We start from the raw sequence: 26235 nt of genomic DNA on the forward strand, positions 1-26235 counted from the left end.
AGCGACCTCACTTGACGAAGACCGCAGGCGATGAAAGCCCTCGCCGCGCTCGCGGTCGCTGAGCGGGATATCCGCGCTCTCGGCACCGCCCGCGCGGATAGTGCCCGTTCAGGCGACTGAACTGCACGCGAGCGCGCCTCGCCCTTTCAATCCGCCAGGAACCGCAACAGCACCGCGACCGCCCCGCACAGCAACTGCAGACGGCCACGAGCCTCCCCAGCCGATTCGCGACACACGAGTCGCGAATCCCTCGCGCGGCTGTTTCGAGCGGCCCGCCAAGCGGCGGGCACGCTCGACAGCACGCGCCGACCGCACAGCACCGCCAACTACACGACCTGTCCAGAACACGCCGAAAACGGTCGAATGCACCGTCAGCCATCCGTCTGACGGGGGTTTACGTCGACCGGCGGCGGAGGGTCGCGTGGGCGCGCAGCGACGGCCTCATTTCCCATCCTCCCCACGGCGCGCCCCCTATCCACTCCAAGACGCCCGGCGACCGCGGACACGCGGTCCCATCGTTTCCTCGACGCCTCACCGCCCGCCAGCGAACCGGCGGTACAGCGCGATCGCGACCAGTCCGAGGATCACCACACCGAGAAACTGGACGACGAGACTCGCCAGCAGCTCGTCGCCGCCGGGCGGGGCCGCGGGAAACAGCGGATACGCTCCGGACACGACCGGAGGTCGATGCCGCCCGGAAAAGTATCTTCCGCCGTCACTTTCTCGGGTCGCGTCCCGGCCGACGCCCGCTCAGGCGGCGGCCGCCTCGTCGCCGCGGAGGAACGCCCGGATCTCGGGCAGGTCGGCGGGCGCCGCCATCAGCGCCACGTCGTCGCCGGCCTCGATCGCCGTCTGGGGGAGCGGGATCTCCATCGAGGCGTCGCTCCGCCCGTGGGCGTAGATGTGGGCGTCGCCCTGCAGGTCCACGTCGACGACGCGGCGGCCGATCAGCGGCGAGCCCTCCGGGATGGTGACCGTCGCCACGGAGAGTTCCTCCGTCAGATCGGCGAGGACGTTGAAGTCACCGCCCAGCAGCGCGGTCTTGGCGCCGGCGGCGCCCAGCCGCTCGGGGTAGATGATCTCGTCGACGTCCTCGGCGTACTTCTCGTAGATCTCCTGGCGGTAGTCCTCGTCGATGCGAAGCGCGGTCCGCAGCCCGTGGTGCTTGCCGAGCATGCACGCCGAGAAGTTGGTGTTGAGATCGCCCGTCAGCGCGCCGACCGCGTCGGCGTCGGCGATGCCAGCCTCCATCAGCGTGGACTCGTCGGCGCCGTCCCCCTCGACGACCGTGAAGCCCTCCTGGCGGGCGCGCTCGACCTTGTCCGGGTCGTTGTCGACGATCACGAGGTCGTGGCCCTCGCTCTGGAGGATGCGAGCCGTCCGCATCCCGACGCGACCGAATCCGACGATGACGAACTTCATGGGACTCCGTACCACGCCCGAGCACAAAACTGTGTTCCCGGTCGGCCGGCGGGGCAGGGGAGGAGGGGCGGTGACGGGTCCCGGACCGAAGGGTGGGTGCGGTCCGACCCTCACCGCGGCCGCGCGGCGGGGTCGGCGCTCGTCGAGTCGGTCCCTTCGCCGCCGGCCGCGTCCGGGCGGTCAGTCTCGAACTGGGCGACGCCGACCCCCGCGACGACCGCGAGCACCGTGACGACGCCCGTCCAGACCACCGCGTCCGGGAACGAGGCCGCTGCCGACACGAACGAGGGGGCGCTCGCGTCGCCGCCCCCTGTCGTCACGTACCAGGTCACCGAGACCCACGCGACCAGCAATCCGCCCAGCGCGCCGGCGGCGACGATGCCGACGAACCGGCGGGACGGGGTCGCCACGCCCCGCCGGCTGACTGCCAGCACGCCCAGCGCCATTCCAGCGCCGATGACCACGATATCGCCGGCCAGTTGACCCGCCTGGAGGTACGCCAGGACGGTCGCCCCGGTGGACCCGAACTGCGGGAGCGACGCCGCGACCCCGACGCCGTCGCCCGCGGTGATGGCGAGGTCGGCGACGGAGTTCAACAGGTATCCAGTCCCGGCCACGGTGGCCGCTCCGAGGGCGAGCGGTCCCAACTCCGCGTCCGACCGAACGGAGGTGTCGTCCCCGCAGGTCGACGCGAACGCGACGCCCGCCAGCGCGGCCACCGTGAGGATGCCGGGGACGCCGACGAGCAGCGTCACGACAGTGAGCAACCCCAGGAACGGGTTCGACCCGTTCGAGCCGTTGAAGACGACCCATCCGGCAAGGACCAGAAGCAGCACCGTCGTGCCAGCGCTGGCCACGACGCCGACGTACCGCAGGTACGCGGGGCCCACCTCGCGGTGGCGGGCCTCGCGATACCCCAGCGCGCAGGCGCCGGCGAGCGCGGCGACCGTTCCGAGCGCCCACAGCCCTTCCCAGAGGGCGAAACGGACGCTGGACGGCCCGAGGTCGGCCAGCCACGCGGGTCCGCGGATCGGGACGACCGCGGGACCGAACTGGACGGCCAAGGCGAGGACTGTCAGAACTGCCGGGAGGAGGACTGTTCGAGCGGCGCGGCGCATATCAGTCGTTCGGCCGTCTGGCTATTAAATGGTTTTCCAATCACACTTTTGCCCGGCCCCGTCGGACAGATCGCCGCCTCCGTGGTACACAAGAGCGTCGCGGCACAACGGTCGGGTATGGGACAGCAGATCACCGTCACCGGCATGAGTTGCGGCGGCTGCGAACAGTCCGTCGAGGAGGCGCTGGAAGGTGTCGAGGGCGTCGAGTCGGCCTCTGCGGACCGGGCGGCCGAGACGGCGACCGTCGAGGGCGACGCCGACGCCGACGACCTCGTCGCCGCGGTCGAGGACGCCGGCTACGAGGCGTCGGCCTGAGAGCGTTCCGGTGGTTCTCGGCGGATCGAGGCGCTTGCAGCGCCAGGGCGCGGGCACTTGCCCGCGGCGCGGCTACGTTCGCCACCATGAGCGCCATCTCGCGTCGCGAACTGCTGGCGGCGACCGGGCTCGCCGCGACGGGCGGCCTCGGCGGCTGTCTCCTCCGCCAGAGCGGCCCGGGGACCGGACACATCTACGTCGAGAACACGGACGACACGACCCACCGCGTCGCGCTGTGGGTCGCGTCGCGGTCGGACGACGGCGACGGAACCCCGGGCGGAGCGGACGGAGCCACCGGAACCGGTGAGGGAACCGAGACGGCGGACCCGCTCGTCGCGGCCTGGTACCGCGTCCCCGCGGGGGACGCCGTCGAATTTCAGGAGGTGATCGAGAGCGGCGCCACCTACGAGGTGCGCGCGGCGCTGCCCGACGCGCCGCCGTCGGATCGGGTCACCGGCGTCGTCGGACCCTGCTCCGGCGACCCCGCCGGCGAGCGCGTCGTCAGCGTCCGCACCCGCCCCGACGGCCTCGGGATCATCCCCTGGGGCTGCGAGGAGAGCTACACGAAAGGAGATATGAACTACGTCGACGCCGAGGAGCGCCGCCTCGAACCGGTCGAGGGGACGGTCGCGGCCCCCTCGGAGTAGCCGAGGACGAGGCCGGCAGCGAGAGCGAGCGCGAACGGACGCCCGCTCGACGCCCGCTCAGTCGTCGAGCGCGACCGACGCGAGCAGCGCTTCGAGCTGGATGCGCTCGTTGGCGCCGGTCGTGATCCGGTACTCGGTCTCGCCGATGCGGTCGAGCAGCCGGACGGCCGCCTCGTCCTCCAGGTCGAACTCCCACACCGAGCGGTGGAGCTGGTCGATCACGTCGCCGCCGGCGATGCCCTCCTCGGTGAGCAGCCGGTCGAGCGTCGACCGCGCGGCGGTGAAGTCGCCGTCGAGCGCCTGGTCGACCATCTCCTTGATCTCCTCCGGGCGGGCCGTCGAGGTGAGCGCGTAGACGGCCTCCTCGTCGACAACCTCGCCGGTGACGGAGGCGGCCTGCAGGGCGTTGATCGCCTTGCGCATGTCGCCGTCGGCGGCGTAGACCAGCGCGTCGAGGCCGTCGTCGGTGACCTCGATGCCCTCCTCGCCGGCGATGTGGCGCATCTCCTCGGCGACCGCCTCGTCCGACAGCGGCGAGAAGCGAAAGACCGCACACCGGGACTGGATCGGGTCGATGATCTGGCTGGAGTAGTTACACGAGAGGATGAAGCGGACGTTGTTCGAGAACTGCTCCATCGTCCGGCGGAGCGCTCCTTGTGCGTCGGCGGTAAGGGCGTCGGCCTCGTCGAGAAATATGATTCGGTACTCGTAGCCGCCGAAGGACGTGCGCGCGAAGTTCTTGATGCGGTCGCGAACCACGTCGATGCCGCGCTCGTCGGAGGCGTTGAGTTCGAGGAAGTTCTCCCCCCAGTCGTCGCCGTAGAGTTCGCGGGCGATGGCCGTCGCGCTGGTCGTCTTCCCGATACCGGCCGGCCCCGAGAACATGAAGTGGCTGAGATCGTTGCGGTCGACGTAGCTCTGGAGGCGCTCGACGATGTCCTCCTGTCCGACGATCTCGTCGAGGGTCTGGGGGCGGTACTTCTCGATCCAGACCTCCTCCCGTCCCGCCCGTGACCCCGAGTCCGTGTCGGCCTCGCTCATGCCCGGAGGGAGGCGACGACCGCCCGTAAACCTACCGAGTGGCCCCTCGGCCGCGACGCGCCCGGCGGACGACACGCTCAAGCCCGCGCGGACGGATCGACCGGTATGCGCGTCACCGTCGCCGTCGCCGGCGAAGACACCCACGAAGTCGAGATCGGGGCGGACGCGACCTACGGCGACCTGCTCGACCCGCTGCCCTACGGCGCCCACGAGGTGTCCGTCCTCGTCGACGGCCGCCCCGTCCCCGAGGACGCCCCCGTCGAAGCCGAGCGGGTAGAGGTGCTGCGACTCGTCAAGGGCGGGTGACCCGCGGGCGCTCACTCGCTCTCGCCGCCGGACGCGCCCGAGATGTCCGCTCCGGGCAGGAACGGGGCGGGCGGGTCGCTCGCCGCGTCGACGTCCGGGAGCCCGTCGAATCGTACCGTCTCCGTCTCGCGGTCGAAGTCGACGACGCCGGCGTCGTCCAGCATGGGGAGGTGACAGTGATAGAGGTCGAGCCTGACCGATTCGCGACCCGGCGCCGACGAGCGGTCCGCCCGGTCGAGGACGTGGTCCACGAGGTCGCCGACCGTCGCCGCGCCGTCCTCGTCGTCCCGCAGTCCGACGAGCGCGGACCGGCGGCGCTGGTTGGCAACGCATCGATACAGCTCGTCCGTCGTGGCGCGGTCCCCGTCTGACATCACCTCGGGATAGACGGCTGTCACGTAAATCCTCACACCACCATCATCCGAACGGTTTATTACCGCGAGACGGCCGGGCGGTCGTCGAGTCCGACGCCGGCCGGGCTCCCCACCGCCAGCGTGTTTCCGAGGAGGTTCGTCTTCCCTCGCCGGAGTCGCTCGGACAGCGCCTTCGGGGAGATGCCGAGCGAGTCGGCGACGTCTTCGAGGGTGGCCTCGCGCGGGATGTCGAAGTGGCCCATCTCGAGCGCGCGGAGCAGCGCCGTGCGCTGTTTCTCCGTGATGTCGTACTGGCCGAGTTCCGGGTCGGTGAGGTCGTAGAGGCTGACGACGCGCGGGTCGACGCCCGCCTCGCGGTACCGGTCCCGGAACGCCGACAGCGCGGCTCGGGACCGGAACCGGAACTTCAGGACCCACTCGTCGCCGCGCGCCCGAGCCCGGAGGAGCACCGCGTCCTCGGCGGCGTCGGCGCAGATACCGAAAAAGCCCGCGTCGGCCTCGTCCCACTCGACCTCGTAGAGCGCGCCACGGTCGAAGGCGACCACGCGCCGGACGCGGGCGACGGTCGGGTCGGACTCGACGGCCTCCCTGAACGCCGGGCAGTGACCGCCGGTCACCCAGAGATACGGCGCGGTCCTGTCGCTCCGCGGGACGATCGGTTCGAGTTCGACGACCGCGTCGGGGTGGTCGCCCAGCGCTCGTTCCAGCGCGAACGCCCCCGTCGGCACGGCGAACTCGTAGACGACCATCGTCTGGTCGTCCCCCGCGGCCTCGTCGGCCGTCGGAGAGCGGTTCCGTCGCTCGTCGTCCGAACTGTCGGGCGTGGACATACTGGTGGCCTCGCTGGTGCGGAACGCGTGCGCTCCGTGGTGTCCCGCGCGACGCCCGCGCGAGGAGAACGAGGGACGGTCCGACCGGCGCGCCACGGCGAATGCCGTACAATCCGGTTCAAACGGCCCTCTGCGACGGGGCCGGACACACTGCGTGTAGCGGTTGTTCCGTCTATCAAACGAGAAGGGGGAGACGGAAAAGAACTGTGGCGGCGAGTAGCACGGGTCGGTGCGGAGGGCGCGACGGCCCGGCCGACCCCGACGGTACGGCCCGACAGCCGGCGTCCTCGGACGCAGTCGTTTTGACGGGCGGGCGTCTACGGGGGAAGCGATGAGTGCCAGGAAGCCCGCGCCGGCGTTCGAACTCCCCAACGTCGGACCGGGGCCGGACCCCTGTTCGCTGGCGACGCTGGCGGAAAACGAGTCGTTCGTCGTTCTCCTCTTTCACCACGACGACGCGTGCCACGACTGCCGCGCCCAGGCCAAGAAGGCCGGCGACCGCTACGCCGCCCTGCGCGCCCGCGACGCCGTCGCCGTCTCCGTCCTCCCGACCGGGCGCGAGGTCGCCGAGGACTGGCAGGAGCGGTTCGACCTCCCGCATCCGCTGCTAGTCGACCCCGAGGGGTCCGCCGGGGCCGACTACAGCCAGCCCGTCCGCCTCCCGATGTTCGCGGAACTCCCGATCTTCGGACGCCTGCCCGCGGTCGCCGTCGTCGACACGCGCGGCGCCGAGCCGGAGGTCGCCTGGACCTACCGCGGCCGGTCCACCTGGGACCACCCCTCGATGACGACCGTCCTCGAAGGCCTCGACAGTGTCCGGGAGTGAGTCGCGATGCGACACCGGGTGGACCGATGCGCGACGTGACCGTCCGCCCGGCGACGGTCGACGACGTGACCGGAATCCTCGGCGTTCTCGACGCCGCTGCACTCGAAACCGACGCCGATCGCGTCCGGGCGAGAGTCGAGTGCGGCGACGCGTTCGTGGCCGTTCGAGACGAAACCGGGGTGGGATCCGACGGCGGGACGGTCCTCGGCGCGCTCGTGCTCGTCGACCGTGAGGACCCGGGCAGCGCCGAGATCGACGCGGTGGCCGTCCGGCGGCGCCGCCGCGGCCAGGGGATCGGTCGAGGGCTGGTCGCGGCGGCCGCCGACCGCTACGACCGAGTGGTCGCCGAGTTCGATCCGAAGGTGCGGCCATTCTACGAGTCGCTGGCGTTCGAGATCGAACCGATCGACGGCGAGCGCGACCGCTATCGGGGCGTATCGGACGGGACAGTCCGGCAGAACGGCGGCTGAGCGACCTCCGACTCAGACCAGCGGCTCGACCAGGTCGCGACCAGCAGCGAGCAGCTCGTCGACGCGCTCCTGAGAACTCCCCTCGGCGTAGACCCGCAGTTTCGGCTCCGTCCCGCTCGGGCGCATCAGCAGCCAGGTGCCGTCGGCGAGGAAGACCTTGAAGCCGTCCACCGTCGACACGTCCTCGACAGCCGAGCCGGCGAGTTCGTCGGGCAGGGCGCCCTCCAGATCGGCGAGGACGGGGCCCTTGCGCTCGTCGGGGCAGTCGACGCTGACCCGGTCCTGGACGATGTCGCCGTGCCGTTCGAGGAGTGCGTCGACGCGGTCGTCGTACGGTTCGGCGGCGGCCACGGCGGCGGCGAGGAGGGCGACGGCGACGCCGTCCTTGTTGCGGACGTGGGTCGTGATGCCGAACCCGCCGCTCTCCTCGCCGCCCATCAGGGCGTCGTTGTCGGCCATGGCCTGCGCGACCCACTTGAAGCCGACCGCGGTCTCGTGGACCGACTGGCCGTGATCTTCGGCGACGCGGTCGACGATGCTGCTGGTCGAGACCGTGCGCACCACGTCGCCGCTCGTCTCCTCGTCGCTGGCCCAGAGTCCGCCGTCGAGCAGCGCCTCGTAGGTCGCGGCGAAGAAGAGGTTCGGGTCGAGGACGCCCCGACCGGGCGTGACGACGGCGATCCGGTCGGCGTCGCCGTCGTTGGCGACGCCCAGGTCGGCGCCCGAGTCGGCCACGCGGTCGGCGAGGTCGCCGAGGTGGTCGGCGGTGGGCTCGGGGGAGTCGCCGCCGAACTCGGGGTCCCGGTCGCAGCGCAGCCGTTCCACGTCGGCGCCGGCCCGTTCGAGGAGGAGGTCGGTGACGCCGCGGCCGCTGCCGTGCATCGCGTCGTAGACGACGGACAGTCCCGACAGGTCGGCGTCGACGGCGTCGAGCACGCGCTCGGTGTACGGTCCCACCAGATCGGCCTCCTCGACGCTCCCCCACTGCTCGTCGGGGAGCGGGTCGGGCTCGGCCAGGCGGTCGGCGAGCGCGTCGGTGACCTCGGGGAGCGCCGGCGCGCCGCCCGCGGGGAGAAACTTCACGCCGTTGTACTCCGGCGGGTTGTGCGAGGCGGTGACCATCAGGCCGCCGGCGAGGTCGCGCTCGCGGACGGTCCAGGCGACGGCCGGCGTCGGCAGGTCACGGGGCGGGACGAGCACGTCGAAGCCGTTGGCGGCGAGCACGCGGGCGAGCTCCTCGGCGAAGCCTCGCGAGGTCTCGCGGGCGTCGTAGCCGACGGCGACGGTGGCGCCCCCGTCGTCGGCGCCGAGGGGACCGTCGCTCTCCTCGCGGAGGTACGTCGCGACCGCCTGGCCGACCATGCGGACGCGCGGCTCGGTGAACTCGTCGAGCGTCGCGCGCCAGCCGTCGGTGCCGAACTCGATGGCGTCGGCGTCTGCGTCAGCGTTCATGCCCGTAGGCACCGCTCCCGGGCGGAAAAAGGTGTGTGCGTGGCGTGCTACCACGCTCGCCGGCGTCGGGGCGCCGCGCTCCCGGTCGCCGCCGCTCGCCGACCCCGCCGGAACCGCTCACCGCCCGTCGTCGGCCAGCAGGGCGACCGGCAGGTCGACGAACTCGGGCACGCCGCCCTCGGCGACGACGCGCTCTTTCGCGGCCCGCGAACCGTCCTTGATCTCGTACTCCCGGGACATCGCGGCGGACTTCGAGTCGAAGCCCTCGACGTGGAGGAGTTCGACCGGCGTCCGGCCGCGGGTGTACTTGGCGCCCGCGCCCTCGTCGTGTTCGCGGACGCGGCGCTCCACGTCGGTGGTGTAGCCGGTGTAGAAGGTGCCGTCGTCGCACCGCAGAAGGTAGACGAAGTGGTCGGGATCGGTGGTCCGCGGTTCGGTCATGGGGCTATGCGGGGACTACGCTTCGGGGGCGCGCTCTCTCGCGACCTCGGCGATACCCGCGTTCGCCGAGCAGCTCGGACAGGCGTGGACCGCTCCGGTCTCGTCGGCGAAGACGCGGGCGAACTGGTCGGAGACGTGCGCACCGCAGTGATTACACGTTGGCATGCGTTTGGCCCGGCTGTCAACCGGTACCAGACCCTTGGCGCGCCCCGGATATAACGGGTGTACCAACGCTGTTTGGTGTCGTCGGTGTAACCGGGCGAGAGCCGCCATATCGACCGTCTTCGGCTCACCGGTCGGCCCGCGCGGCGTCGATCCGACGGGCGATCAGGCCGGCCTGCGCGCCCGCCGTGAAGCCGGCGTCGACGTTGACGACCGAGAGGGCGGTACACGACTGGAGCATCCCCGAGAGCGCGGCCTCGCCCTCGCCCGCGTGGCCGTACCCCGTCGAGACCGGGAGGCCGATTATCGGCACGTCGACCAGCCCCGCCAGCACCGTCGGGAGCGCGCCCTCGCGGCCGGCGGCGACGACGAGGACATCCTGCTCGCGCAGGACTTCGAGCGAGTCCACCACGCGCGCGAGCGAGGCGACGCCCACGTCGTCGACCCGCTCGACGGTCGCGCCCATCTCGCGGGCGATGGCGGCGGCCTCCCCCGCGGGGACCGCATCGGAGGTGCCGGCGGTCACGACCCCGACGGCGGCGTCCAGGTCCGGCCGCTCGAAGTCGGGGACCGTCGCGACGACGACGCCCGAGCGGCCGTCGGCGTCGACGGTCGCCTCCGGGTGGTCGGCGGCCAGCACGTCGCGGACGGCGTCCTCGACGGCCTCGTCGGCGCGGGTCACGACCGCTCGGCCGGTCGTCTCGACGGATGTGGAGGCCAGCGCCGCGACCTCCGCCGGTGTCTTGCCCGCAGCCAGCACCGCCTCCGGGACGCCGCTGCGGGTCGCCCGGGCCGCGTCGAACCGCCCGGCGTCGCCGGTGGCGTAGCCCGCGAGTTCCGCCTCGGCCTCGGCGGGCGAAACGTCGCCCGCCGCGACCGCTTCGAGTAGTTCGCGCATACCCCCCATGCGCGTTCGATCCACTTGACCGTCCCTCTTTTCGGCCGTGGCCGCCCGCTCCGCGGGCGGCGCGGACGCCGGGCCCTCAGCCACGCCGGAGCGCGCGCGAGCGGCCCCACACCCCCGAACGGGCCGATTTCCGCGCGGTCCGACACCGCCGTTCCCAAAAGATACTTAAACTCCCGTCGCTCGCAGGCCCCGACCACGCCGGAGCGGCGCTTAGACCCCCGACAAAGCCGGCGAGACTGCGTATAATTGGGAAAGTTTATAAACCATCCATTTGTTCACGTGACTTGTATGGCAGACCTCATTGTCAAGAACTCGGTCAAGGAAGCGCTCGAAGACATGAACGTCTCCCGCGACTTTTACGACGCCCTCGACGAGGAAGTAGAGGAGCTCCTCGACGAAGCGCAGCGACGCGCCGAGGCCAACGACCGGAAGACGGTTCAGCCGCGCGACCTGTAAGGTCGACTCAACAGCGAATTTTTTCGAGGTGTGGCGTCAGGGTTCGAAGACGGTCACGTCCGTCTCTGTCCCGACGTACACCTCGTCGGCGAAGTCGACGAACAGCCCGTGCTCCACGACCCCCGGCAGCGCCGACAGGTCCGCCGCCAGCCCGGCGGGGTCGGGCATCGCGCCGAAGTCGCAGTCGAGGATCAGGTTGCCGTTGTCCGAGACGACGGGGCCGCTCTTGCGGTCGGCCCGTCTGAGATCGGGACGGCCGCCGAGTCGCCGGACGGCGTCGGCGACGGGCGTCCGGGCGTCCGGCAGCACTTCGACCGGGACCGGGTCGTCGAGCACGTCGACCTCCTTGGTGGGGTCGGCGACGACGAGGAGGCGGCCGGCGGCGGCGTCGACGATCTTCTCGCGGGCGTGGGCGCCGCCGCCGCCCTTCACGAGGTCGGCCCCGGCGATCTGGTCGGCGCCGTCGATCGCCAGGTCCACGTCGGCCTCGTCGAGCGTGGTCAGCGGGATCCCGGCGTCGACGGCGATCTCGCGGGCCTGGAAGGACGTGGGGACCCCCTCGACGTCGAGCCCCGCGTCGACCTCCCGGCCGAGCGCGCGGATGGCGTGGGCCGCCGTGCTACCGCTTCCGAGCCCGACGACCGTCCCGTCTTCGACCGCTTCGGCCGCGCGTTCGCCCGCGCGGCGCTTCGCCGCCTCGCGCTCGCTCTGGTTCATACCCGACCCATCGCCCGTGGCCCGCAAAAACGCTACCGACCGCGGACCGTCTCCCGGTGACCGACCCGCCGGCCGGAGAGGCCCGGTGCGTCGGACCCGCCGACCGCGGTCAGCCGCTCCAGCCGCCGCGCACGTCGCCGCCGATCCGGTCGCGCCAGGTCTCGAACTTCGCCTCGCAGTCCGGGTTCTCGGCCGTGTGGTCGACGAACCCCGCGCCCGGCGACGCGAGCGCCTCGCCACAGAACGGACACCGCTCGGGGTCGTGCCAGGAGTCTGTCGCTGCCATATCCCGACCGACCGGGACGATCGATATAAAGATTGTCGGCAAACAACCTAGGTACACTGTGTGTCAACATATTACCCTTATATATTCCAGCCACCGAACGATTTCCTCGGATTCGAGTCCCAGATCTACGTGAACAATTCACAACGCCGTGATAGAGGCACACAGGACACTCGAACTACGACCTTATATTCTCAAGTCGGAATAATAGGAACGTTTATACCGGAGAATATTCTGTACTCCGGTAATGGCAACGCAGCAGCACACAGCCGTCGGGGCGTATCGATGTCCCGACTGCGACGGCCGGATCACGTTCGAACACCAGTCCTGGGAGTGCGGCGACTGCGGTCACGCGCCGCGCCACGGCGCCGACTGACCGGGACCGACGAGGCACAGCCGCCCGCGCGGCGAGTCACTGGATACTGTCAGGCATCCACCCTTTTCCCGTCGACCGACACACAGCGGCGGCGATCGGACGGCGCCGACGGCCGAGTTTTTTGGTCCGACCCTGCGACGCGTCGAGTATGTTCGGAACCAGCGGCATCCGGGGACCGGTCGGGGAAGACGTGACGGCGGCGCTCGCCCTCTCGGTGGGGCGGGCCGTCGGCGTCGACGCCGACCGCGTCGTCGTGGGTCGCGACGCGCGCGAGAGCGGGCGACTCCTAGCGGACGCGCTGACCGCGGGGCTCCGCGAGTCGGGCGTCGACGTGGTCGACCTGGGACTGGCCGCGACCCCCACGGTCGGCCGGAGCGTCGCCCGCGAGGACGCCGACGCCGGGGTCGCGATCACCGCCTCGCACAACCCCGCGCCCGACAACGGTATCAAGCTCTGGCAGCCCTCCGGGCAGGCCTACGACGCGGACCTGCGCGCCGAGATCGAGGAGCGGCTCCGCGGGGACGCGGCCGACCTCGCGCCGTGGGACGAACTCGGCGACCGCGTCGACCGCGACACCGCGGACGACCGCCACGTCGACGCGCTCGTCGACGCCGTCGACCTCGCCGAACCGCTGTCGGTCGTCGTCGACGTGGGCAACGGCGCCGGAAGCGTGACCGTCGAGGCGCTCCAGCGGCTGGGTTGCGCGGTAGAGACGCTCAACGCCCAGCCCGACGGGTCGTTCCCCGGCCGCCCGAGCGAGCCGACCGCCGAGCACTGCGAGTCGCTGGCCGCGCTCGTCGCCGAGAGCGACGCCGACCTGGGGATCGCCCACGACGGCGACGCCGACCGGATGCGCTGCGTCGCCGCCGACGGCACCTACCTCTCGGGCGACGTGACCCTCGCGCTGCTGGCCCGCGAAGCCGCGAGTCCCGGCGACCGCGTCGCCGCCCCCGTCGACACGAGCCTCGCCGTCGACGACCACCTCGCCGATATCGACGTGTCCGTCGAGCGCACCCGGGTCGGCGACGTGTACGTCGCCGAGCGGGCCAGCGAACCGGGCGTCGCCTTCGGCGGCGAGCCCAGCGGCGCCTGGATCTGGCCCGCGGAGACGCTCTGTCCCGACGGACCGCTGGCGGCCTGCAAGGTCGCCGCGCTGGCCGCCGAGCGGCCGCTGGCCGACCGGCTCGCCGAGGTCGAGACCTACCCGATCCGTCGGGACTCCGTCGAGACCGCGGACAAAGAGGCCGTGATGGAGCGGGTCAGCGACCGCGTCCTCGCCGAGTACGACGACGTGACCACGCTGGACGGCGTCCGCGTCGACCTGGGCAACGCGTGGTTTCTCCTCCGGGCCAGCGGCACGCAACCGCTCGTCCGGATCACCGCCGAGGCTCGCGACGCCGACCGCGCCGAGGCCGTCTTCGCCGAAGCGCGAGACCTGCTGGTCGACGCCGTCGAGGCGTGAGCGCCGCGCTACCGGACGTGCCGACGGACCGACCGGCGAACCGGTCGTCCCTCGAAGCGGTCCCCGACCGCCGGGTCGACCGCTCGCGGTGGCGTCGCTGAGCGGAAAACGGAACAGGAGAAGCGTCCTGGCAGCGTCCCGGGCGGGTCCCCCCGACCCGCCAGGCCGCCTCCCCCCGATAGTTCACGACGATGCAGGACCCTATCCGCGACGGGTCGAGCGCGCCTCGCGGACGTCGGCCCCGTCGCGGATCTTGTCCTCACACTGAGGACAGACGCGCGGCGACTCGACCCCGTTGGGCGTGAACACCCGTGCGTAGTCTGCCGTAACGAAGGAACCGCAGTTCTGGCATTCCGGCATACGGTATATCCCTTCGAGTACTGGACCTTAATGGTTGGTGATTTGGTAGTAGCACGCACACCCCGCCGAATCCCGGCGTGACGGCGTCAGAATCGGATCCGGGCGGCGAGTCTTGCGGGATCTCCGATCGAGACATGCAGAACACATTACCCGCATACAGAACGATATCGCCGACTCCGAGAACGGGCCTCACCGTCGCGGCCCGCCGTCGGATCTATCGTGGAGCGGACGCCGTCGACCCCCCCGCGACCGCACCAGAGCGGTACGGTTATTACCGAGAGACGGCTGGGACTCGACAACCGGACGGCATCTCCGGGGTCGTCGTATGGATCTGGATTCACTCGAACTCACGCGTCCGCTGGTCGCCCGTCTCTGCGTAGTCGCCCTCGTCGCGGTGCTGCTGATCCCGTCGGGAGTCTCCGCGCTCACGCACGAACCCGTCGAGCTGCAGGAGGGCGCCATCGACGAACCCGCCAACGGCACCACGGTCATCGCCGTGCAGGGGTTCAAGGGCCGCGGGCAGAACAGCTCCAAGAAACCCGCCCGCCTCGTCGGCGTCGGGCCCTCGGGCGACCTCGAGTGGAACTACGAACCCCAGGACGACGTGACGTGGTTCTACGACGTGGACCCGCTGGACGACGGCACCCTGCTGGTCGTCGGCGCCCGTCCCGACGGCACGACCGTCTTCAAGTACGACCCCGAGACCAACAGCCGCGTCTGGACCGAGCGCCTCGACATCCACGACACGCACGACGTTGATCTGATCAACGGCGATCAGCTGCTGATCGCCAACATGCGCAACTACAACGAGACGACCGGGACCAACGACGACCGCATCTTCGTCTACAACCGCACGACCGGCGAGACCGAGTGGGAGTACCGCTTCGAGCGCATCTACGACCGCGGCGACGGCGGCGGCTACACCGGCGACTGGACCCACGTCAACGACGTGGACAAACTCGGTGAGGGCCGCTACATGGCCTCGCCGCGCAACATGGACGAGGTCGTCGTCATCAACCGCTCGACCAAGGAGGTCGAGCTGTCGCTGGGCGCGCCCGGGAACCACAGCGTCATCTACGAACAGCACAACCCCAACTACATCGAGAGCGAGGACGGCACCCCGACCATCGTCGTCGCCGACAGCGAGAACGACCGCGTCGTCGAGTACGAATACGCGGGCGGCGAGGGACGTAACGCCACCTGGGATCGCACCTGGAACCTCGGCGTCGACGGCAACCTCAACTGGCCCCGCGACGCCGACCGGCTCCCCAACGGGAACACCCTCGTCACCGACTCGCTCAACCACCGCGTCATGGAGGTCACCCCCGAGGGCGAGGTCGTCTGGGAGTACTACGCCCCCTGGGGCACCTACGAGGCCGAACGGGTCCACCTCGGCGACGAGCCCGGCGGCCCGACCATCTCCGACCAGAACGCCACGGGCGCCTACGGCCTGAACGGCAGCGCCGCGCTCACCCCCGGTGCGACCGAGCGGGCCACCTTCGCCTCGTGGCTCCGCAACACGTTCGCCGGCACGCCGATCTCGGGCCAGGTCGACTCGTTCGCCGAGCGGTGGGCGCACATCGCCCCCTGGGTCCGCCCCGTCTGGATGGACCCCTGGGCGTTCGTCGCCTTCCTCGGCGCCGCGGTCGTCACGCTCGGCTGGGCCAGCGGCGAGGCGGTGTATCACCGCCGCTGGATCGGCGGCCGCCTCCGCGCCGGCTACGACCGCGTGCGCCCCTCGACCGACGGCGAATCGGCTCGCTCGGACGACTGACGACGCCACGGCCCCGAAGGCATTTATCTACGGGCCGAAAGTGTCTGCCGTGAACAAGATCGGGCGCCGCCGCGCGCTCACCGTCTTCGGGAGCGCGCTCGTCGCCGGCTGCCCGACGGACTTCGGGCCCTCGGACGACTCTCGCCCGCGGACGCCGGAGCCGCTCGAATGGACCGTCGAGGACGGGCCGGCCGACGTGACCGCCGACCCCGACGAGCGCCCGGCGCCGGGTTCGTGGCCGATGGCGGGCTACGACGCCGCCGGGACCGGCGCGGCGCCAGCCGAGAACGCACCCGAGGGGTTCCCGCTCGAACGGACGTGGATCCACACGACCGCAGAGCACGTGTTGCGGGGGCCAGTGGTCGCCGACGGAACGGTGCTCGCGCAGACCGCCTACCAGGACTCGATACTCTTCGCGGTGGACACCGACGGCGAGGAGCGCTGGTCGGTGACGCGCGACGACCTCGGCCACGCGGCGCCCGCGATCGCCGGCGACACGGGGGTCGTTCCGCGGGGGTACCTCGAGACCGGCGAGTACCTCGACGGGGTATCGCTCTCGGACGGTGGCCGCCGGTGGCGCCACGAGCTCCCCGAGGCCGTGTCGGCCTCGCCGGTGGTCGCGGGCGACACCGTCTTCGCCGGTCGCGGGTTCGACGCGACCGCACTCGCGATCGACGCCCGGTCGGGCGACCTCGGCGTACGACTCACGCTCTCGGGCTCGAGTATCGAGGTCGTCCGCGTGGCAGTGGCCGACGGTCGCGCGTACGTGGGTGTGAAGGGATCGGACACCGACTACCCGAACCTCGGCTGGGTACTCGCCTTCGACCCGAACGCGGGGGCGGTGGAGTGGGTGTATCCGGCCGACGCGCCGGTCGCCGACCTCGCGGTCCGCGACGGGAGCGTCTACGTGGTGAACAGGGAGGGACTCGCTTCGCTGGACGCGGACAGCGGCGAACTCGAGTGGGACGCGCGGGACGAGGAGATCCGGGACGCCGAATCGGTCGCGGTCACCGAGGACACCGTCTTCGCCGGGAGCACCGAGCGAGTGTTCGCGTTCGGGACCGACGCGGGCGACCGCCGCTGGACCGCGCCCGTCGGGGGGTCGAACGTCCTCGCGGTCGCCGGGGAGACGGTCTTCACCGGCGGTCGACGCCTCGACGCCGACACGTGGGCGTTCGCGGCGTTCGCGACCGAGGACGGCCGCGAGCGGTGGCGCTACGACCGCAACGCGAGGCCGACCGGCGGCGCCGTCGCGGCCGGGCGCTTCTTCGTCGGGACCGAACGCGGGACGCTCCACTGTTTCGGCTGAGCGGCTCGCCCCGCCGTGACGGCGGGGAGAGAGCCCGCGTTCGAGCGCGGCCGTCTCAGAACTCCGCGACGACCGAGCCGTCCTCGGAGAGGTCGACGACGCCGTCGAACCGCGCGCGGAAGTCCTCCAGTTCGTCGTCGTCGTGGACCCCCTTCGCCAGGTGGAACAGCCCGACCGCGTCGTGTTCGTCGAGCAGTTCGAGGATGGCGTCGACGGCCTCGGCGGCCCGCTCGGCGTCGGAGTAGTACACCATCTCCGTCACCGAGTCGAGACTGACCCGGCGCTTGCCCTCGGTCGATTCGAGGAACACGCGCGTCTCGTCGACGATCCCCTCCAGGTCGTCGGGTGCGGAGACGTACTTGACGTTCTCGGACTGGCGGCGGGTGTAGCCCCGCTCGACCGACAGCGCGTCGAGGATCGTCGCGCGCTCCTCGTCGACCTCGTAGTGTTCGAGCTTCTGGCGCACTTCCCGAGCGGTCGTCCGCGTCGAGATGACCAGCATCTCGTCGGTGTCGGTACTGAGAAACTCCGTGTCGATCCGGTCCGTCTCACCCGTGCTCGGATGGAGGAGGAGGACGCCCGTCCCACCGGGCACCGTGTCCGGCGTGTTCTCGATGGCGAGCTGGTAATCCATGTACAGGGGAGCGGCTGGAATCGCCTTAAGCGTGGCCTTCCGCCCCATCTGTTCCGCGCGGGTTTCCCCGGCGTCGCTCGACCCACCCGCGAACTGCCGGGCTCTCGCCTCGCTCCGCTCGCCGACGGCGCCCGAGGCGGGATCTGAACCACGGTCAGAGCAAAGCTCTTCCCCGATTCAAATTCCGGACGGCGTTCCTCGAACTCGGTTGCTCGCGACACAGCAAGCTGGTCGCTCGCGGTGAGAGTTCGAGAGAAGCGCCCGAGGCGGGATTTGAACCGGGATCAGACGTGCTCGCTCGCCTCGCTCGCTGCGCGCGACTGATAGGGTTCGAATCCAGTACGGCCGCGCTCCGATTTCGTGAGTGGCGCGGAGATGAAACTCCGCGCCGTTGAAATCAGAGAAGACGCCCGAGGCGGGATTTGAACCCGCGTCACGACCGTGACAGGGTCGTATGATGGGCCACTACACCACCCGGGCACGCACTCGTTGGTTTGCCGGAGGTGAATTTAAGACTTTCCAAACGAACCCTCCGTGTCACGACAAGCCACGCCGGGACCGGCCCGCGACCGTTCTCAATTCTATCAACCAGATATCGAATCGACGATACCGATATCTGGGGCCGGGGCGACGAAAAATCAACTGTCTGAAACTACACAGACAGACGACATCTCAATACTGATAACACCAACGGAACTTACTTGCGTGCCGAACACAGTTAGACCAGGTAGCGGAGTTACGTGGATGGCAACTCCGGGGATATCGCCATGAGTACGAATCCGGACGACAGTGGGAGTACAGAGACGCCGTTGAACGTGTTGCTGTTGGCGCCGTCGGTCGGCGGCCACGAGGACGGGGTGTGCAGGGAGCTGCTGCACGGGCCCGGCGAACGCGAGCGCGCGCTGCTGGTCACCTGCATGGAGTCGCCTGCCGAGCGGCTCGACGTCTGGACCGACCACGAGGACGGGCGTCCCGAGAACGCGACAGTCGTCGACGTGGAGGCGGCCGCCCGGTCGACGGCGGCGACCGCAGCGGGGGCCGACGGCGCGCCCAACACGCTCGTCGAGTCGGTCGGTTCGGAGACCGACCTGGTCGAGCTGGGCGACGTGATCGACCGTCACCTCGCGGACCTCGCCTCGGAAGGCGAGACGACCGTCTGCGTCCACTCGGTGTCGGACCTGCTCCAGCGCGCCGACGAGCGAGCCGTGTTCAAGTTCCTCGAAGTGCTGACGAGTACGGTCGAGCGCGCCGGTGCGGTGGCTCACTACCACATGAACCCGGACGTTCACGACCCCGAGACGGTCGAGACGTTCGAAGTGCTGTTCGACAGCGTCGTCGACCTCCGGACGGCCAATGTCGCCGGCGAGTGACCGGCTCACCCAGGGAGAATCGATGAATCCAGACGAAACGGCCGACTCCGAGTCCGCGAGCCGGGACCGTTCGCGCGACAGTGGTCTCCAGAGGCGAGTAGTCCTCGTCGCCGACCGCGACCCGACCGTCACCGACGAGCTGGCCGCCGTGCTCAGGGAACGGTTCACCGTCCGGTCGGCCTACGACAGCGCCGACGCGCTGGCGAGTCTCGATCCCGACGTGAGCGTCGCCCTGCTCGACCCGTCGATCCCGGGGCTGTCGGCCCAGCGGGTCGTCGACCGGGTCCGGACCGACGACGCCGACTGTCAGGTCGCCGCGCTGACCGACGAACCCCTCGACGTCGAGTCGACGGCGTTCGACGATCACCTCGTCAAACCCGTCGACGACGACCACCTCACGGAGACCGTCGAGCAGCTCAGCCGGCGGGCGACCTACCGGACGACCCTCGAAGCGTTCTACCGGGTCGCCCGCGAACGCGCCGACGCGAGCGACGAGAAGCGCGATCGCCTGGACCGGCGACTCGCCGAACTCGACGACTCCCTCGACGACGTCTTCCGCTCGCTCGACGGCCCCGAGGCCTACGACACCGCGCTCCGCGAACTCGACGCCGACCCCTGACTCGCCCGTCTCCGCGTCGCGTCCGGCTCCCGACGGACCCGTACTCCGGGTCGTCCCCGACCCCGCTGAGCCACTGCACCGTCCCTTCCATCGCAAGCCCGGCCGCTATGCGCCGTCCGCGCCTACCGCAGGTACGGCGCGACCAGCGCCGGTCGACCCATGAGCGTCCTACAACTCACAGAGGAGACGTGGCTCGATCTGACTGTCAACTTCATCCCCATCGGGATCCTGGCCGTCCTCGACATCATGTTCTGGGTCTACAACCCGTGGGGCTGGGACCTGTGGTTCGTCTTCTGGGCGCACGTACTCACGGTCGTCCCGCTGGTCCTCCTGACGGCCCTGACCTACGTCAGCGGCCGCGTCATCCAGCGCGACGAACGCGCCGGTCCCTCGGGGGAAGAGGCCGACGCCGAGACGGAGGTCACCGATGGCTGAGCGGCCGCGGTCGCCCGGTCGTCGACCGTTCGCACGGAGACTCAAATCCCGGTTTGAGCGTTCGCCGACTTTTGGGTGTCGGCCGTCGAAGGGTGAGTACGGATGAGCGCACCGCCCGCTACCCCCGCCCTCCGCCGCCTGGCCGCCGACGCCGCCGCTATCGGCGAGCGCCTGGCCTTCTGGGTCGGCATCGCCCTCCCCTGTATCCACCTGCCGCTCCTCGCGGTCTACGGCGTCACCGCCGAGACCGCTCCCGCCCTCCTCGCCTTCTGGACGGTCCACGCCGCGGCCCTGCTCGTCGGCCGACGCCACAGCCCCGACGGCGGACGCCGCGAACGGACCCGACTGGACGCCGCGGACGACCACCGCGACCGTCGCGACCGTCCGACCGACTCGTAGCCCGGGTCGTCCCCGGGCGAGAGCGGCGTCGCGGAGCGGTCGATTTATCCCGCCACCCGGCCCACGTCGAGGTATGGACGTGAAGTCGCGCCACCACCTCCGCGCGGACGCGATCGCCGACATCGAGGACGCCGTCGCGGCCACCCTCGGCGTCGAGATCGACGCCGACAGCTACGAGAAAGTCGAGTTCGAGGACAGCGACTGGAACGTCGTCCTCGTCGACGGCGACCCGCTCGTCCTCTACGTCCAAGACGCGGACGGCGAGGACGAACCGTTCCTCACCGTCCAGGGGGCCAACGCCTTCCCGCCCCAGCGCAACGTCGTCACCGTCGACGCCGGCGCCGTCTCGTTCGTCTCCGACGGCGCCGACGTGATGCGCCCCGGCATCGTCTCCGCCGACGACTCCATCGAGAGCGGCGACCTCGTGGCGATCAGCGAGGAGAGCCACGGCAAGTTCCTCGCCGTCGGCCGCGCGAAGACCGACGGCGCCGACATGGTCGGCGACTCCGGGAAGGTCGTCGAGTCGATCCACCACGTGGGCGACGACCTGTTCGAGTTCACCGTCTGAGTCCGGGCGGTCCCGTCCGCTCCGGATCCGTGCGTCACTCGCCGGCACCCTCGTCGTCGGCGTACTCGTCCTCGTAGCGGTCCATCGCCATCTCGTAGCCCTCGACGGCGAGTTCGTAGGTCTCGCGCAGGTCCTCGATAGGGGTCTCGGTCGCGTCGACGCGCAGGTCGTCGTAGTAGGGCGTCATCTCGCGGTCCTCGGTCGAACGGACCAGCAGCGCCGCGCTCTGGACGTGGAGGTCCTCGCGCTTGTCACCGCCGAGTTCGTGGCCGGCCGCGAGCGCGCCGACCAACCGCTCGGCCAGGGGCACCCCGGGGTCGGACTCGGGGTCGTCGGGGTCTGCGGCGGCGCTCGCCTCGTACGTCTCCGCGACCGCTTCGACCACGTCTCCGCCGGTCAGCAGGTTTCCGGCGACCGTGTAGTTGTCGCCGACGCGGTCGCCGTACCAGGGGCGACACTCCTCGCCGGAGAAGGCGAACTCGCCGTCCGACCCGACGCCGTGGAGCTGGCGCTGCGGCCGCCCGTCGTCGGCGTTGAGCAACGCTTCGAGCGCGTCCTCGACGGCGAGCCCGTCCGCGAGGTACTCGATTCCCTTGCGACCCAGGTCGACGTTGACCAGGCTCTGGGTGGCGACGGCGCCGTGTTCGCCCGCGAACGGACACAGCGTCCCCACGCCGGCCAGTCGCGTCGTCACCGCGACGCCGAACCGTGTCTGCTCCTCGCCCGCGTCGTCCGTGTAGGACTCGCGAACGCAGATGCTGAACGTCACGCTCCGCAGGTGGGAGGCTGTGACCGTCAGTGTTGGGTCGGCCGCCGAAAGAAGTGTAGTACAATTAGCATTAAAAGTATACAGATTATCGAAATGACCAGTACGTTTTTGTGGCTGGTGTCGGTAGATACGGGCGTCGTTGGGGACCACCGGAGCCGGCGACGGGCCTGAACGGGGGAATCGTTCGACCGCTCGTCGCTCACAGCGAGCAGTCGAATCGCTCGGTTTGGACGTTCTTGACCCCGACTTTCGACGCGAAAGTCAGTATTTCATCGAGACGATACGTGCGAAAAACATAAACAGTTAATAGGTATCGCCGTATCGACTCGGGTGGCTGCACGGGGGTTTACGCTTGAGGGAACGAACGGAGGGCCGACGGAGTGGTATCGACGCCCGAGCGGACGCGGACGCCGACTCGGTGTGTCCGGAGTGCGGTGGACGAGTCCGGGAGAGCGAGACGGAGACGGTCTGCGAGGACTGCGGGCTGGTCGCGGCGGAGGACGCCGTCGAGCGGGGGCCGGAGTGGCGGTCGCTCGAGGGGGACACCGACCGTCGCCGGACCGGCGCGCCGCTGACGGAGTCCCGGCACGACCGCGGGCTCTCGACGGAGATCGGCTACGGGACCGGCTCCGAGGTCTCCGGCACGCGCCAGCGACAGCTGGTGCGGATGCGCCGCCAGCACAACCGCGCTCGGGTCGACTCGAAGGCCGAGCGCAACAAGCTCTACGCCTACACGGAGATCAGGCGGCTGGTCTCGGTCATGTCGCTTCCCACGTCGGTGCGCGACCAGTCGTGTTCGCTGTTCTCCTCGGCCCAGTCCGAGGAGTTGCTCTGCGGGCGGTCGCTGGAGGGGTTCGCCGCCGCGGTCGTCTACGCCACCTGTCGGACCCAGTCCATCGCGCGGACGATGGACGAGGTCGTCGACGTGGCCCGCGCCGAGCGGAGCGAACTCAAGGCGGCCTACGACGCGCTCAACCGCGAACTCGGCCTCCCGGTCGGACCGGTCAGTCCGACGGAGTACCTGCCGCGGTACGCCTCCGATCTCGACGTGGACACCGACGTCGAGCGGCAGGCTCGCGAGTACGCCGTCGTGCTCGTCGAATCGGGCCGGATGGGCGGGAAAAATCCCAGCGGCGTCGCCGCGGCCTGTCTCTACAAGGCCGCCACCGAGGCCGGCGTCGACGTCAAACAGACCGAGGCCGCCGAGCTGGCCGACGTGTCGCGGATGACCATCGGCTCGACCGTCGGCGACCTCGACGACCTGGCGTAGGCGCACTCGACGGTCGCCGCCGATCCGCGACCCGCGAGCCCGCCGTCTCGGGTCTCCCCGTCTCGGTTCTCGGTGCTCGACGTTCGGCCGTCGGACCGCCGACCGCCACCGTCGCGGGGCGGGGAGGCCGTGTGTACATTCAAAACGGAAGACGCGACCACTAGGGGCATGATAGCGATCGCGGGCGCGAAAGGAGGCTGTGGCAAGACGACGACGACGCTCGGGCTCGCGGCGGCCTTTGCCCGCTCGGGCGTCCAGACGCTGGCCGTCGACGCTGACCGCCAGCTGCCGGACCTGCACGTCGTGGCGGGCGTCGAGCGCGAACCGACCGTCGCCGGGCTGGACCGCCAGACCGGCTGGCACGCCCTCGCGCAGGCGGTGCCCGAGTCCGACGGCGCCCACGTGCTCCCGGGACAGAAGCCGACGGAGAACGTCGAACTCGACGCCGCGCTGGAGTGGCTCGACGCCGGCGCGACCGAGGTCCTGCTGGACTGCCCCTCGGGGGCCGGCCCGGACGTGGTCGAGGCGCTCGCGGTCGCCGACGGCGTCGTCGTCGTCACGACCGGCAGCGACCAGAGCCTCGACGCCGCCGGGACGACCATCGACATCGCGCGCCGGCTCGACGTGCCCGTCGCCGGCGCGGTGTTCACCCACTGTTCGGCCGTCCCCGAGGCGTTCCACGCCCGCTTCGAGGTGCCGGTCCTCGCGGTCGTCCCCGAGTCGTCGTCGCCGCTGGCCGACGACGAGGCCCGCGCCGAGTACGAGCGCGCCGCGGACGAACTCGCGGCCATGACCGCCGTCGCGCCCGCCGAGCCCGGCGGACCGGACGACACCCAGCGCGGTGACGCCGCGGCGGACCGACACGACGGGACCCGAGCGGACGACGGCGAGGGCCGACCGGACCGGCCGGCGGCGGAGCCCTCGCCGACGGACGGCCGCGAGGTCGGCGAGGACGGCCAGCGAGTGGACGAGCCCGATCGAACGGTCGACGGCACCAGTGGCGACGGAGACGCGAGCCCGCCGGCGCGGGACGGGCCGGACGCCGCGACGGGAGTGGCTGCCGACGGGACCGGCGGGACCGTCGAGGGGACCGGAGCGACCGCCGAAGGGGCCGGATCGGGGTCGGGCGCCGGCGACGCGCCGGACGGCTCCGCCGGGCTGACCACCCGACGGGCGGATCTGAGCGGGCTGGCGCCGGGGAGCGTCGCGGTCGTCGAGGCTGACCCCGCGAGCCAGTCCGAGCAGTTGCTGTACGGGCTGACCGCCGACCGCGGGACGCTGTACGTCTCGACCGAGCGCGGCGAGCGCGCGGTCCGCGACGCCCTCGACGCGACGGCGGTCCCCGTCGGCAGCCCGACCGTCCGGTACCTGACCGACGACGCCGTCGCCGAGACCGAGCGGCTGGTCGGCGAGCTGCCCGACGGGTCGAACGTCGTCGTCGACGCGACGGCCCCGCTCGAACGCGCCGACCGCGACGCCTACCGCGAGTTCCTCAACGACCTCAAGGCGCGGATGCTGGAGACGAACAGCGTCGCCGTCCTGCACTGTCTGCGGCGCCCGGACACGCCCGAGAACCGCGCGACGACCGAACACGTCGCCGACGCGGTGTTCGACGTGGAGTCGACCGGCGCGGGCGCGGACCCCGTCACCGTGCGGAAGTTCCGCGGCGCCGGCGGTCGGGAAGCGCCCGCCGAGGCGCTCGTCACCGGCGAGTCCGGCGGTGCGTCCGCCGGCGACGCCGGCCGCGGTGGTCGGGGCGACCGCGGCGTCGGTCGCCGACCGGACGGCGACGGGCCGTCGGTCGACCGGCGGGCCGCGCTCGACGCGGACGGGGCCGACGACGACTGAGCGCGACCGGTTGCGCTTCGGCGAGGGTCGTCTCCGGAGCGGCCGTCAGGGGTCGCGGCTCAGACGGGTTCGGCGTCCTCGGCGATCTGTCGCTCGCTCTCCTCGATGCGCTCGGTCAGGGTCTCGAAGGCGGTCAGCGCGCCGCAGTCGGGGTCGTGGTCGCGCAGCGGCGTCCCCGCCTGGAACGACTCGGCCAGCGGCTCGCGTCGCGGCACGAGCGTCGTCGGCGCGCCGAGTTCGTCCTCGGCGCGGGCGGCGATCTCGCGGTCCTCGTCGGCGGTCGCCCTGTTGACGACGACGCTCGCGACCGGCGTGTCGAGCTCGCCGGCGAGGTGGCGGGTGCGGAAGGCGTTGAGCAGCGCCGGCCGGTCGGGCGTCGTCACGAGGACGACCGCGTCGGCGCCGTGGATCTGGTAGCCCACGTCGCGGGCCAGCCCCGCGGGGCAGTCGACGACCACGCGACCGAACTGGCGGTCGACCAGCTCCAGGGTCTTCGGGAGCTCCGTCAGGTCCGCCGCTCGCGCCCCGGCCAGCGTCCGGCCGCAGGGGAGCAGGTCGATCTCGTCGACCGCTTCGACGGCCTCCAGCGGCGCCGCGCGCCCGGCGAGCACGTCGTGGAGGTCGGGGCCGCGCCCGCGGGGCAGGTCCGGCGTCGCCAGGTCGGCGTCGACAGCGACCGCGCCGAGTTCGCGGGCGAGGTTCAGCGAGACGGTGGACTTGCCGACACCGCCCTTCCCGCCGCAGACCGCGAGGATCATCGGTCCAGCGCGTCGCTCGGCGGCGACCAGTCGTCGAGCGACGCGAGCACCGCCTCGGGGTCGGCGCCGTCGGTCCCGCCCGCGCGAGTCACCGAGACGACCGACAGCGGCGCGCCGTCCTCAAGCGGCGGCGCCGGCGTCGCGTAGCCGACCCCCAGCGCCTGGTCGGGGCCGACGCGGGCCTCCCACGTCCCGTCGGTCCACGCCGGCGCCGTCTGGTCGCCGACCCGCGGCGGCCACACCGGCCCGTCCAGCCGGTTTTCCAGCCGGACGACCTGCGCCGTCCCCCGGTCGTGGGACACGGTCGCCGTGACGAACGTCACCCCGTTTCGCTCGACCGTCTCTCCGAGCGCCTCCGCTTCCTGCATACCGTCTTTGGTCGCCCGTTCCCGTATAAAGTTCAACACGAGCGGCCGCGAAGTCGGGCGGTGACGCGTCTCAACGGCCGGTTTCCATCGAACGAACGGACCGGTCGGGGTCGACCCGTTCGGGGCGACCCGACGGGGGCGGCCCGGTG

General features: G+C 71.1%; 34 protein-coding genes and 1 tRNA gene. 17 read left to right on the forward strand and 18 right to left on the reverse strand.

What is annotated here, in order from left to right; all coding sequences use genetic code 11:
* Positions 1 to 531 precede the first annotated feature (531 nt).
* The 3 genes from HZS54_RS00090 to HZS54_RS00100 form a co-directional block, all read right to left on the reverse strand.
* Entirely contained in the window at positions 532 to 675 is a 144-nt protein-coding gene (locus HZS54_RS00090; protein WP_179919955.1) for a hypothetical protein, read from the reverse strand.
* 75 nt (positions 676 to 750) lie between these two features.
* The gene (locus HZS54_RS00095) at positions 751 to 1422 is read right to left on the reverse strand and encodes a potassium channel family protein (protein ID WP_179919956.1); all 672 of its coding nucleotides are present in this window, start codon (positions 1420 to 1422) and stop codon (positions 751 to 753) included.
* 110 nt (positions 1423 to 1532) lie between these two features.
* On the reverse strand, positions 1533 to 2540 hold the full coding sequence (locus HZS54_RS00100) for a hypothetical protein (RefSeq protein WP_179919957.1): 1008 nt from the start codon (positions 2538 to 2540) through the stop codon (positions 1533 to 1535).
* A gap of 117 nt (positions 2541 to 2657) precedes the next feature.
* Between HZS54_RS00100 and HZS54_RS00105 the strand changes: the two genes are divergently transcribed.
* Complete coding sequence (locus tag HZS54_RS00105; protein ID WP_179919958.1) at positions 2658 to 2855, forward strand: heavy-metal-associated domain-containing protein; 198 nt, start codon at positions 2658 to 2660, stop codon at positions 2853 to 2855.
* Positions 2856 to 2941: 86 nt separating this feature from the next.
* Positions 2942 to 3502 carry a hypothetical protein gene (locus HZS54_RS00110; RefSeq protein WP_179919959.1) on the forward strand — a complete coding sequence of 187 codons (561 nt, stop codon included), beginning with the start codon at positions 2942 to 2944 and terminating at the stop codon, positions 3500 to 3502.
* Between the two features lie 57 nt (positions 3503 to 3559).
* Here the strand turns inward: HZS54_RS00110 and HZS54_RS00115 are convergent, their stop codons facing one another.
* Complete coding sequence (locus HZS54_RS00115; protein WP_179919960.1) at positions 3560 to 4543, reverse strand: replication factor C small subunit; 984 nt, start codon at positions 4541 to 4543, stop codon at positions 3560 to 3562.
* A 105-nt stretch (positions 4544 to 4648) separates the two neighbouring features.
* Between HZS54_RS00115 and samp2 the strand changes: the two genes are divergently transcribed.
* Positions 4649 to 4849: a ubiquitin-like small modifier protein SAMP2 gene (gene samp2, locus HZS54_RS00120; RefSeq protein ID WP_179919961.1), complete on the forward strand. Its 201-nt coding sequence runs from the start codon at positions 4649 to 4651 to the stop codon at positions 4847 to 4849.
* An 11-nt stretch (positions 4850 to 4860) separates the two neighbouring features.
* Here samp2 and HZS54_RS00125 read toward each other — a convergent pair whose 3' ends face one another.
* Together HZS54_RS00125 and HZS54_RS00130 are read right to left on the reverse strand one after the other, a co-directional pair.
* Positions 4861 to 5223: a DUF7344 domain-containing protein gene (locus HZS54_RS00125; RefSeq protein WP_179919962.1), complete on the reverse strand. Its 363-nt coding sequence runs from the start codon at positions 5221 to 5223 to the stop codon at positions 4861 to 4863.
* Positions 5224 to 5282: 59 nt separating this feature from the next.
* Positions 5283 to 6053: a helix-turn-helix domain-containing protein gene (locus HZS54_RS00130; RefSeq protein ID WP_179919963.1), complete on the reverse strand. Its 771-nt coding sequence runs from the start codon at positions 6051 to 6053 to the stop codon at positions 5283 to 5285.
* Positions 6054 to 6384: 331 nt separating this feature from the next.
* Between HZS54_RS00130 and HZS54_RS00135 the strand changes: the two genes are divergently transcribed.
* A complete protein-coding gene (locus tag HZS54_RS00135; RefSeq protein ID WP_179919964.1) occupies positions 6385 to 6879 on the forward strand; it encodes a redoxin domain-containing protein in 495 nt (164 codons plus the stop codon).
* A gap of 26 nt (positions 6880 to 6905) precedes the next feature.
* On the forward strand, positions 6906 to 7349 hold the full coding sequence (locus HZS54_RS00140; protein WP_343063086.1) for a GNAT family N-acetyltransferase: 444 nt from the start codon (positions 6906 to 6908) through the stop codon (positions 7347 to 7349).
* 12 nt (positions 7350 to 7361) lie between these two features.
* Here the strand turns inward: HZS54_RS00140 and HZS54_RS00145 are convergent, their stop codons facing one another.
* The 4 genes from HZS54_RS00145 to larB form a co-directional block, all read right to left on the reverse strand.
* Positions 7362 to 8801 carry a phosphoglucomutase/phosphomannomutase family protein gene (locus tag HZS54_RS00145; protein ID WP_179919965.1) on the reverse strand — a complete coding sequence of 480 codons (1440 nt, stop codon included), beginning with the start codon at positions 8799 to 8801 and terminating at the stop codon, positions 7362 to 7364.
* A gap of 117 nt (positions 8802 to 8918) precedes the next feature.
* Positions 8919 to 9242 (reverse strand): GIY-YIG nuclease family protein, encoded by a 324-nt coding sequence (locus HZS54_RS00150; RefSeq protein ID WP_179919966.1) that lies wholly within the window; start codon positions 9240 to 9242, stop codon positions 8919 to 8921.
* A gap of 15 nt (positions 9243 to 9257) precedes the next feature.
* Positions 9258 to 9407, reverse strand: a complete 150-nt coding sequence (locus HZS54_RS00155) for a DUF7563 family protein (protein WP_006883201.1) — start codon at positions 9405 to 9407, stop codon at positions 9258 to 9260.
* 124 nt (positions 9408 to 9531) lie between these two features.
* Positions 9532 to 10302 carry a nickel pincer cofactor biosynthesis protein LarB gene (gene larB / locus HZS54_RS00160; protein WP_179919967.1) on the reverse strand — a complete coding sequence of 257 codons (771 nt, stop codon included), beginning with the start codon at positions 10300 to 10302 and terminating at the stop codon, positions 9532 to 9534.
* Positions 10303 to 10599: 297 nt separating this feature from the next.
* On the opposite strand from larB, the gene HZS54_RS00165 reads away from it, so the two are divergent.
* Positions 10600 to 10767, forward strand: a complete 168-nt coding sequence (locus tag HZS54_RS00165; RefSeq protein WP_006883199.1) for a DUF1931 family protein — start codon at positions 10600 to 10602, stop codon at positions 10765 to 10767.
* A 36-nt stretch (positions 10768 to 10803) separates the two neighbouring features.
* Here the strand turns inward: HZS54_RS00165 and rpiA are convergent, their stop codons facing one another.
* Positions 10804 to 11484, reverse strand: a complete 681-nt coding sequence (gene rpiA, locus HZS54_RS00170; protein ID WP_179919968.1) for a ribose-5-phosphate isomerase RpiA — start codon at positions 11482 to 11484, stop codon at positions 10804 to 10806.
* 109 nt (positions 11485 to 11593) lie between these two features.
* Entirely contained in the window at positions 11594 to 11770 is a 177-nt protein-coding gene (locus tag HZS54_RS00175; protein WP_179919969.1) for a DUF7501 family protein, read from the reverse strand.
* Positions 11771 to 12014: 244 nt separating this feature from the next.
* Between HZS54_RS00175 and HZS54_RS26395 the strand changes: the two genes are divergently transcribed.
* Together HZS54_RS26395 and glmM are read left to right on the forward strand one after the other, a co-directional pair.
* The gene (locus HZS54_RS26395) at positions 12015 to 12143 is read left to right on the forward strand and encodes a hypothetical protein (RefSeq protein ID WP_006883196.1); all 129 of its coding nucleotides are present in this window, start codon (positions 12015 to 12017) and stop codon (positions 12141 to 12143) included.
* Between the two features lie 148 nt (positions 12144 to 12291).
* Positions 12292 to 13605, forward strand: coding sequence for a phosphoglucosamine mutase (gene glmM, locus HZS54_RS00180; protein WP_179919970.1), 1314 nt, complete (start codon positions 12292 to 12294; stop codon positions 13603 to 13605).
* Between the two features lie 201 nt (positions 13606 to 13806).
* Here glmM and HZS54_RS26610 read toward each other — a convergent pair whose 3' ends face one another.
* A complete protein-coding gene (locus tag HZS54_RS26610) occupies positions 13807 to 13965 on the reverse strand; it encodes a DUF7563 family protein (RefSeq protein WP_006883194.1) in 159 nt (52 codons plus the stop codon).
* Positions 13966 to 14290: 325 nt separating this feature from the next.
* On the opposite strand from HZS54_RS26610, the gene HZS54_RS00185 reads away from it, so the two are divergent.
* Positions 14291 to 15739: an aryl-sulfate sulfotransferase gene (locus HZS54_RS00185; RefSeq protein WP_179919971.1), complete on the forward strand. Its 1449-nt coding sequence runs from the start codon at positions 14291 to 14293 to the stop codon at positions 15737 to 15739.
* 49 nt (positions 15740 to 15788) lie between these two features.
* Positions 15789 to 17048, forward strand: a complete 1260-nt coding sequence (locus tag HZS54_RS00190; protein ID WP_179919972.1) for a PQQ-binding-like beta-propeller repeat protein — start codon at positions 15789 to 15791, stop codon at positions 17046 to 17048.
* A gap of 55 nt (positions 17049 to 17103) precedes the next feature.
* Here HZS54_RS00190 and HZS54_RS00195 read toward each other — a convergent pair whose 3' ends face one another.
* Positions 17104 to 17682, reverse strand: coding sequence for a DUF7090 family protein (locus HZS54_RS00195; RefSeq protein WP_179919973.1), 579 nt, complete (start codon positions 17680 to 17682; stop codon positions 17104 to 17106).
* Between the two features lie 407 nt (positions 17683 to 18089).
* Positions 18090 to 18162: transfer RNA gene (locus HZS54_RS00200), tRNA-Asp, on the reverse strand.
* A gap of 287 nt (positions 18163 to 18449) precedes the next feature.
* Between HZS54_RS00200 and HZS54_RS00205 the strand changes: the two genes are divergently transcribed.
* The 5 genes from HZS54_RS00205 (at position 18450) to HZS54_RS00225 (ending at position 21073) form a co-directional block, all read left to right on the forward strand.
* Entirely contained in the window at positions 18450 to 19052 is a 603-nt protein-coding gene (locus tag HZS54_RS00205; protein ID WP_179919974.1) for a DUF7504 family protein, read from the forward strand.
* Between the two features lie 22 nt (positions 19053 to 19074).
* The gene (locus HZS54_RS00210) at positions 19075 to 19671 is read left to right on the forward strand and encodes a response regulator (RefSeq protein ID WP_179919975.1); all 597 of its coding nucleotides are present in this window, start codon (positions 19075 to 19077) and stop codon (positions 19669 to 19671) included.
* A gap of 159 nt (positions 19672 to 19830) precedes the next feature.
* Positions 19831 to 20106 (forward strand): DUF6684 family protein, encoded by a 276-nt coding sequence (locus HZS54_RS00215; RefSeq protein WP_179919976.1) that lies wholly within the window; start codon positions 19831 to 19833, stop codon positions 20104 to 20106.
* Positions 20107 to 20208: 102 nt separating this feature from the next.
* Positions 20209 to 20505, forward strand: coding sequence for a DUF8028 family protein (locus tag HZS54_RS00220; protein ID WP_179919977.1), 297 nt, complete (start codon positions 20209 to 20211; stop codon positions 20503 to 20505).
* Between the two features lie 73 nt (positions 20506 to 20578).
* Positions 20579 to 21073, forward strand: a complete 495-nt coding sequence (locus tag HZS54_RS00225; protein WP_179919978.1) for an RNA-binding protein — start codon at positions 20579 to 20581, stop codon at positions 21071 to 21073.
* A gap of 34 nt (positions 21074 to 21107) precedes the next feature.
* Here the strand turns inward: HZS54_RS00225 and HZS54_RS00230 are convergent, their stop codons facing one another.
* Positions 21108 to 21842, reverse strand: coding sequence for a DUF1028 domain-containing protein (locus tag HZS54_RS00230; protein WP_179919979.1), 735 nt, complete (start codon positions 21840 to 21842; stop codon positions 21108 to 21110).
* A 385-nt stretch (positions 21843 to 22227) separates the two neighbouring features.
* Between HZS54_RS00230 and HZS54_RS00235 the strand changes: the two genes are divergently transcribed.
* The gene (locus HZS54_RS00235) at positions 22228 to 23112 is read left to right on the forward strand and encodes a transcription initiation factor IIB (protein ID WP_179922896.1); all 885 of its coding nucleotides are present in this window, start codon (positions 22228 to 22230) and stop codon (positions 23110 to 23112) included.
* 168 nt (positions 23113 to 23280) lie between these two features.
* The gene (locus HZS54_RS00240) at positions 23281 to 24960 is read left to right on the forward strand and encodes a DUF7125 family protein (RefSeq protein WP_179919980.1); all 1680 of its coding nucleotides are present in this window, start codon (positions 23281 to 23283) and stop codon (positions 24958 to 24960) included.
* Between the two features lie 59 nt (positions 24961 to 25019).
* On the opposite strand, the gene HZS54_RS00245 is transcribed toward HZS54_RS00240, so the two are convergent.
* Positions 25020 to 25718 (reverse strand): MinD/ParA family ATP-binding protein, encoded by a 699-nt coding sequence (locus tag HZS54_RS00245; protein WP_179919981.1) that lies wholly within the window; start codon positions 25716 to 25718, stop codon positions 25020 to 25022.
* Positions 25715 to 26086 carry a DUF7857 domain-containing protein gene (locus tag HZS54_RS00250; RefSeq protein WP_179919982.1) on the reverse strand — a complete coding sequence of 124 codons (372 nt, stop codon included), beginning with the start codon at positions 26084 to 26086 and terminating at the stop codon, positions 25715 to 25717. The genes HZS54_RS00245 and HZS54_RS00250 overlap by 4 nt, the downstream gene beginning before the upstream one ends.
* Positions 26087 to 26235 lie beyond the last annotated feature (149 nt).

Origin of the sequence: Halosimplex pelagicum, from assembly GCF_013415905.1 — an archaeon.
Lineage (GTDB): Archaea > Halobacteriota > Halobacteria > Halobacteriales > Haloarculaceae > Halosimplex > Halosimplex pelagicum.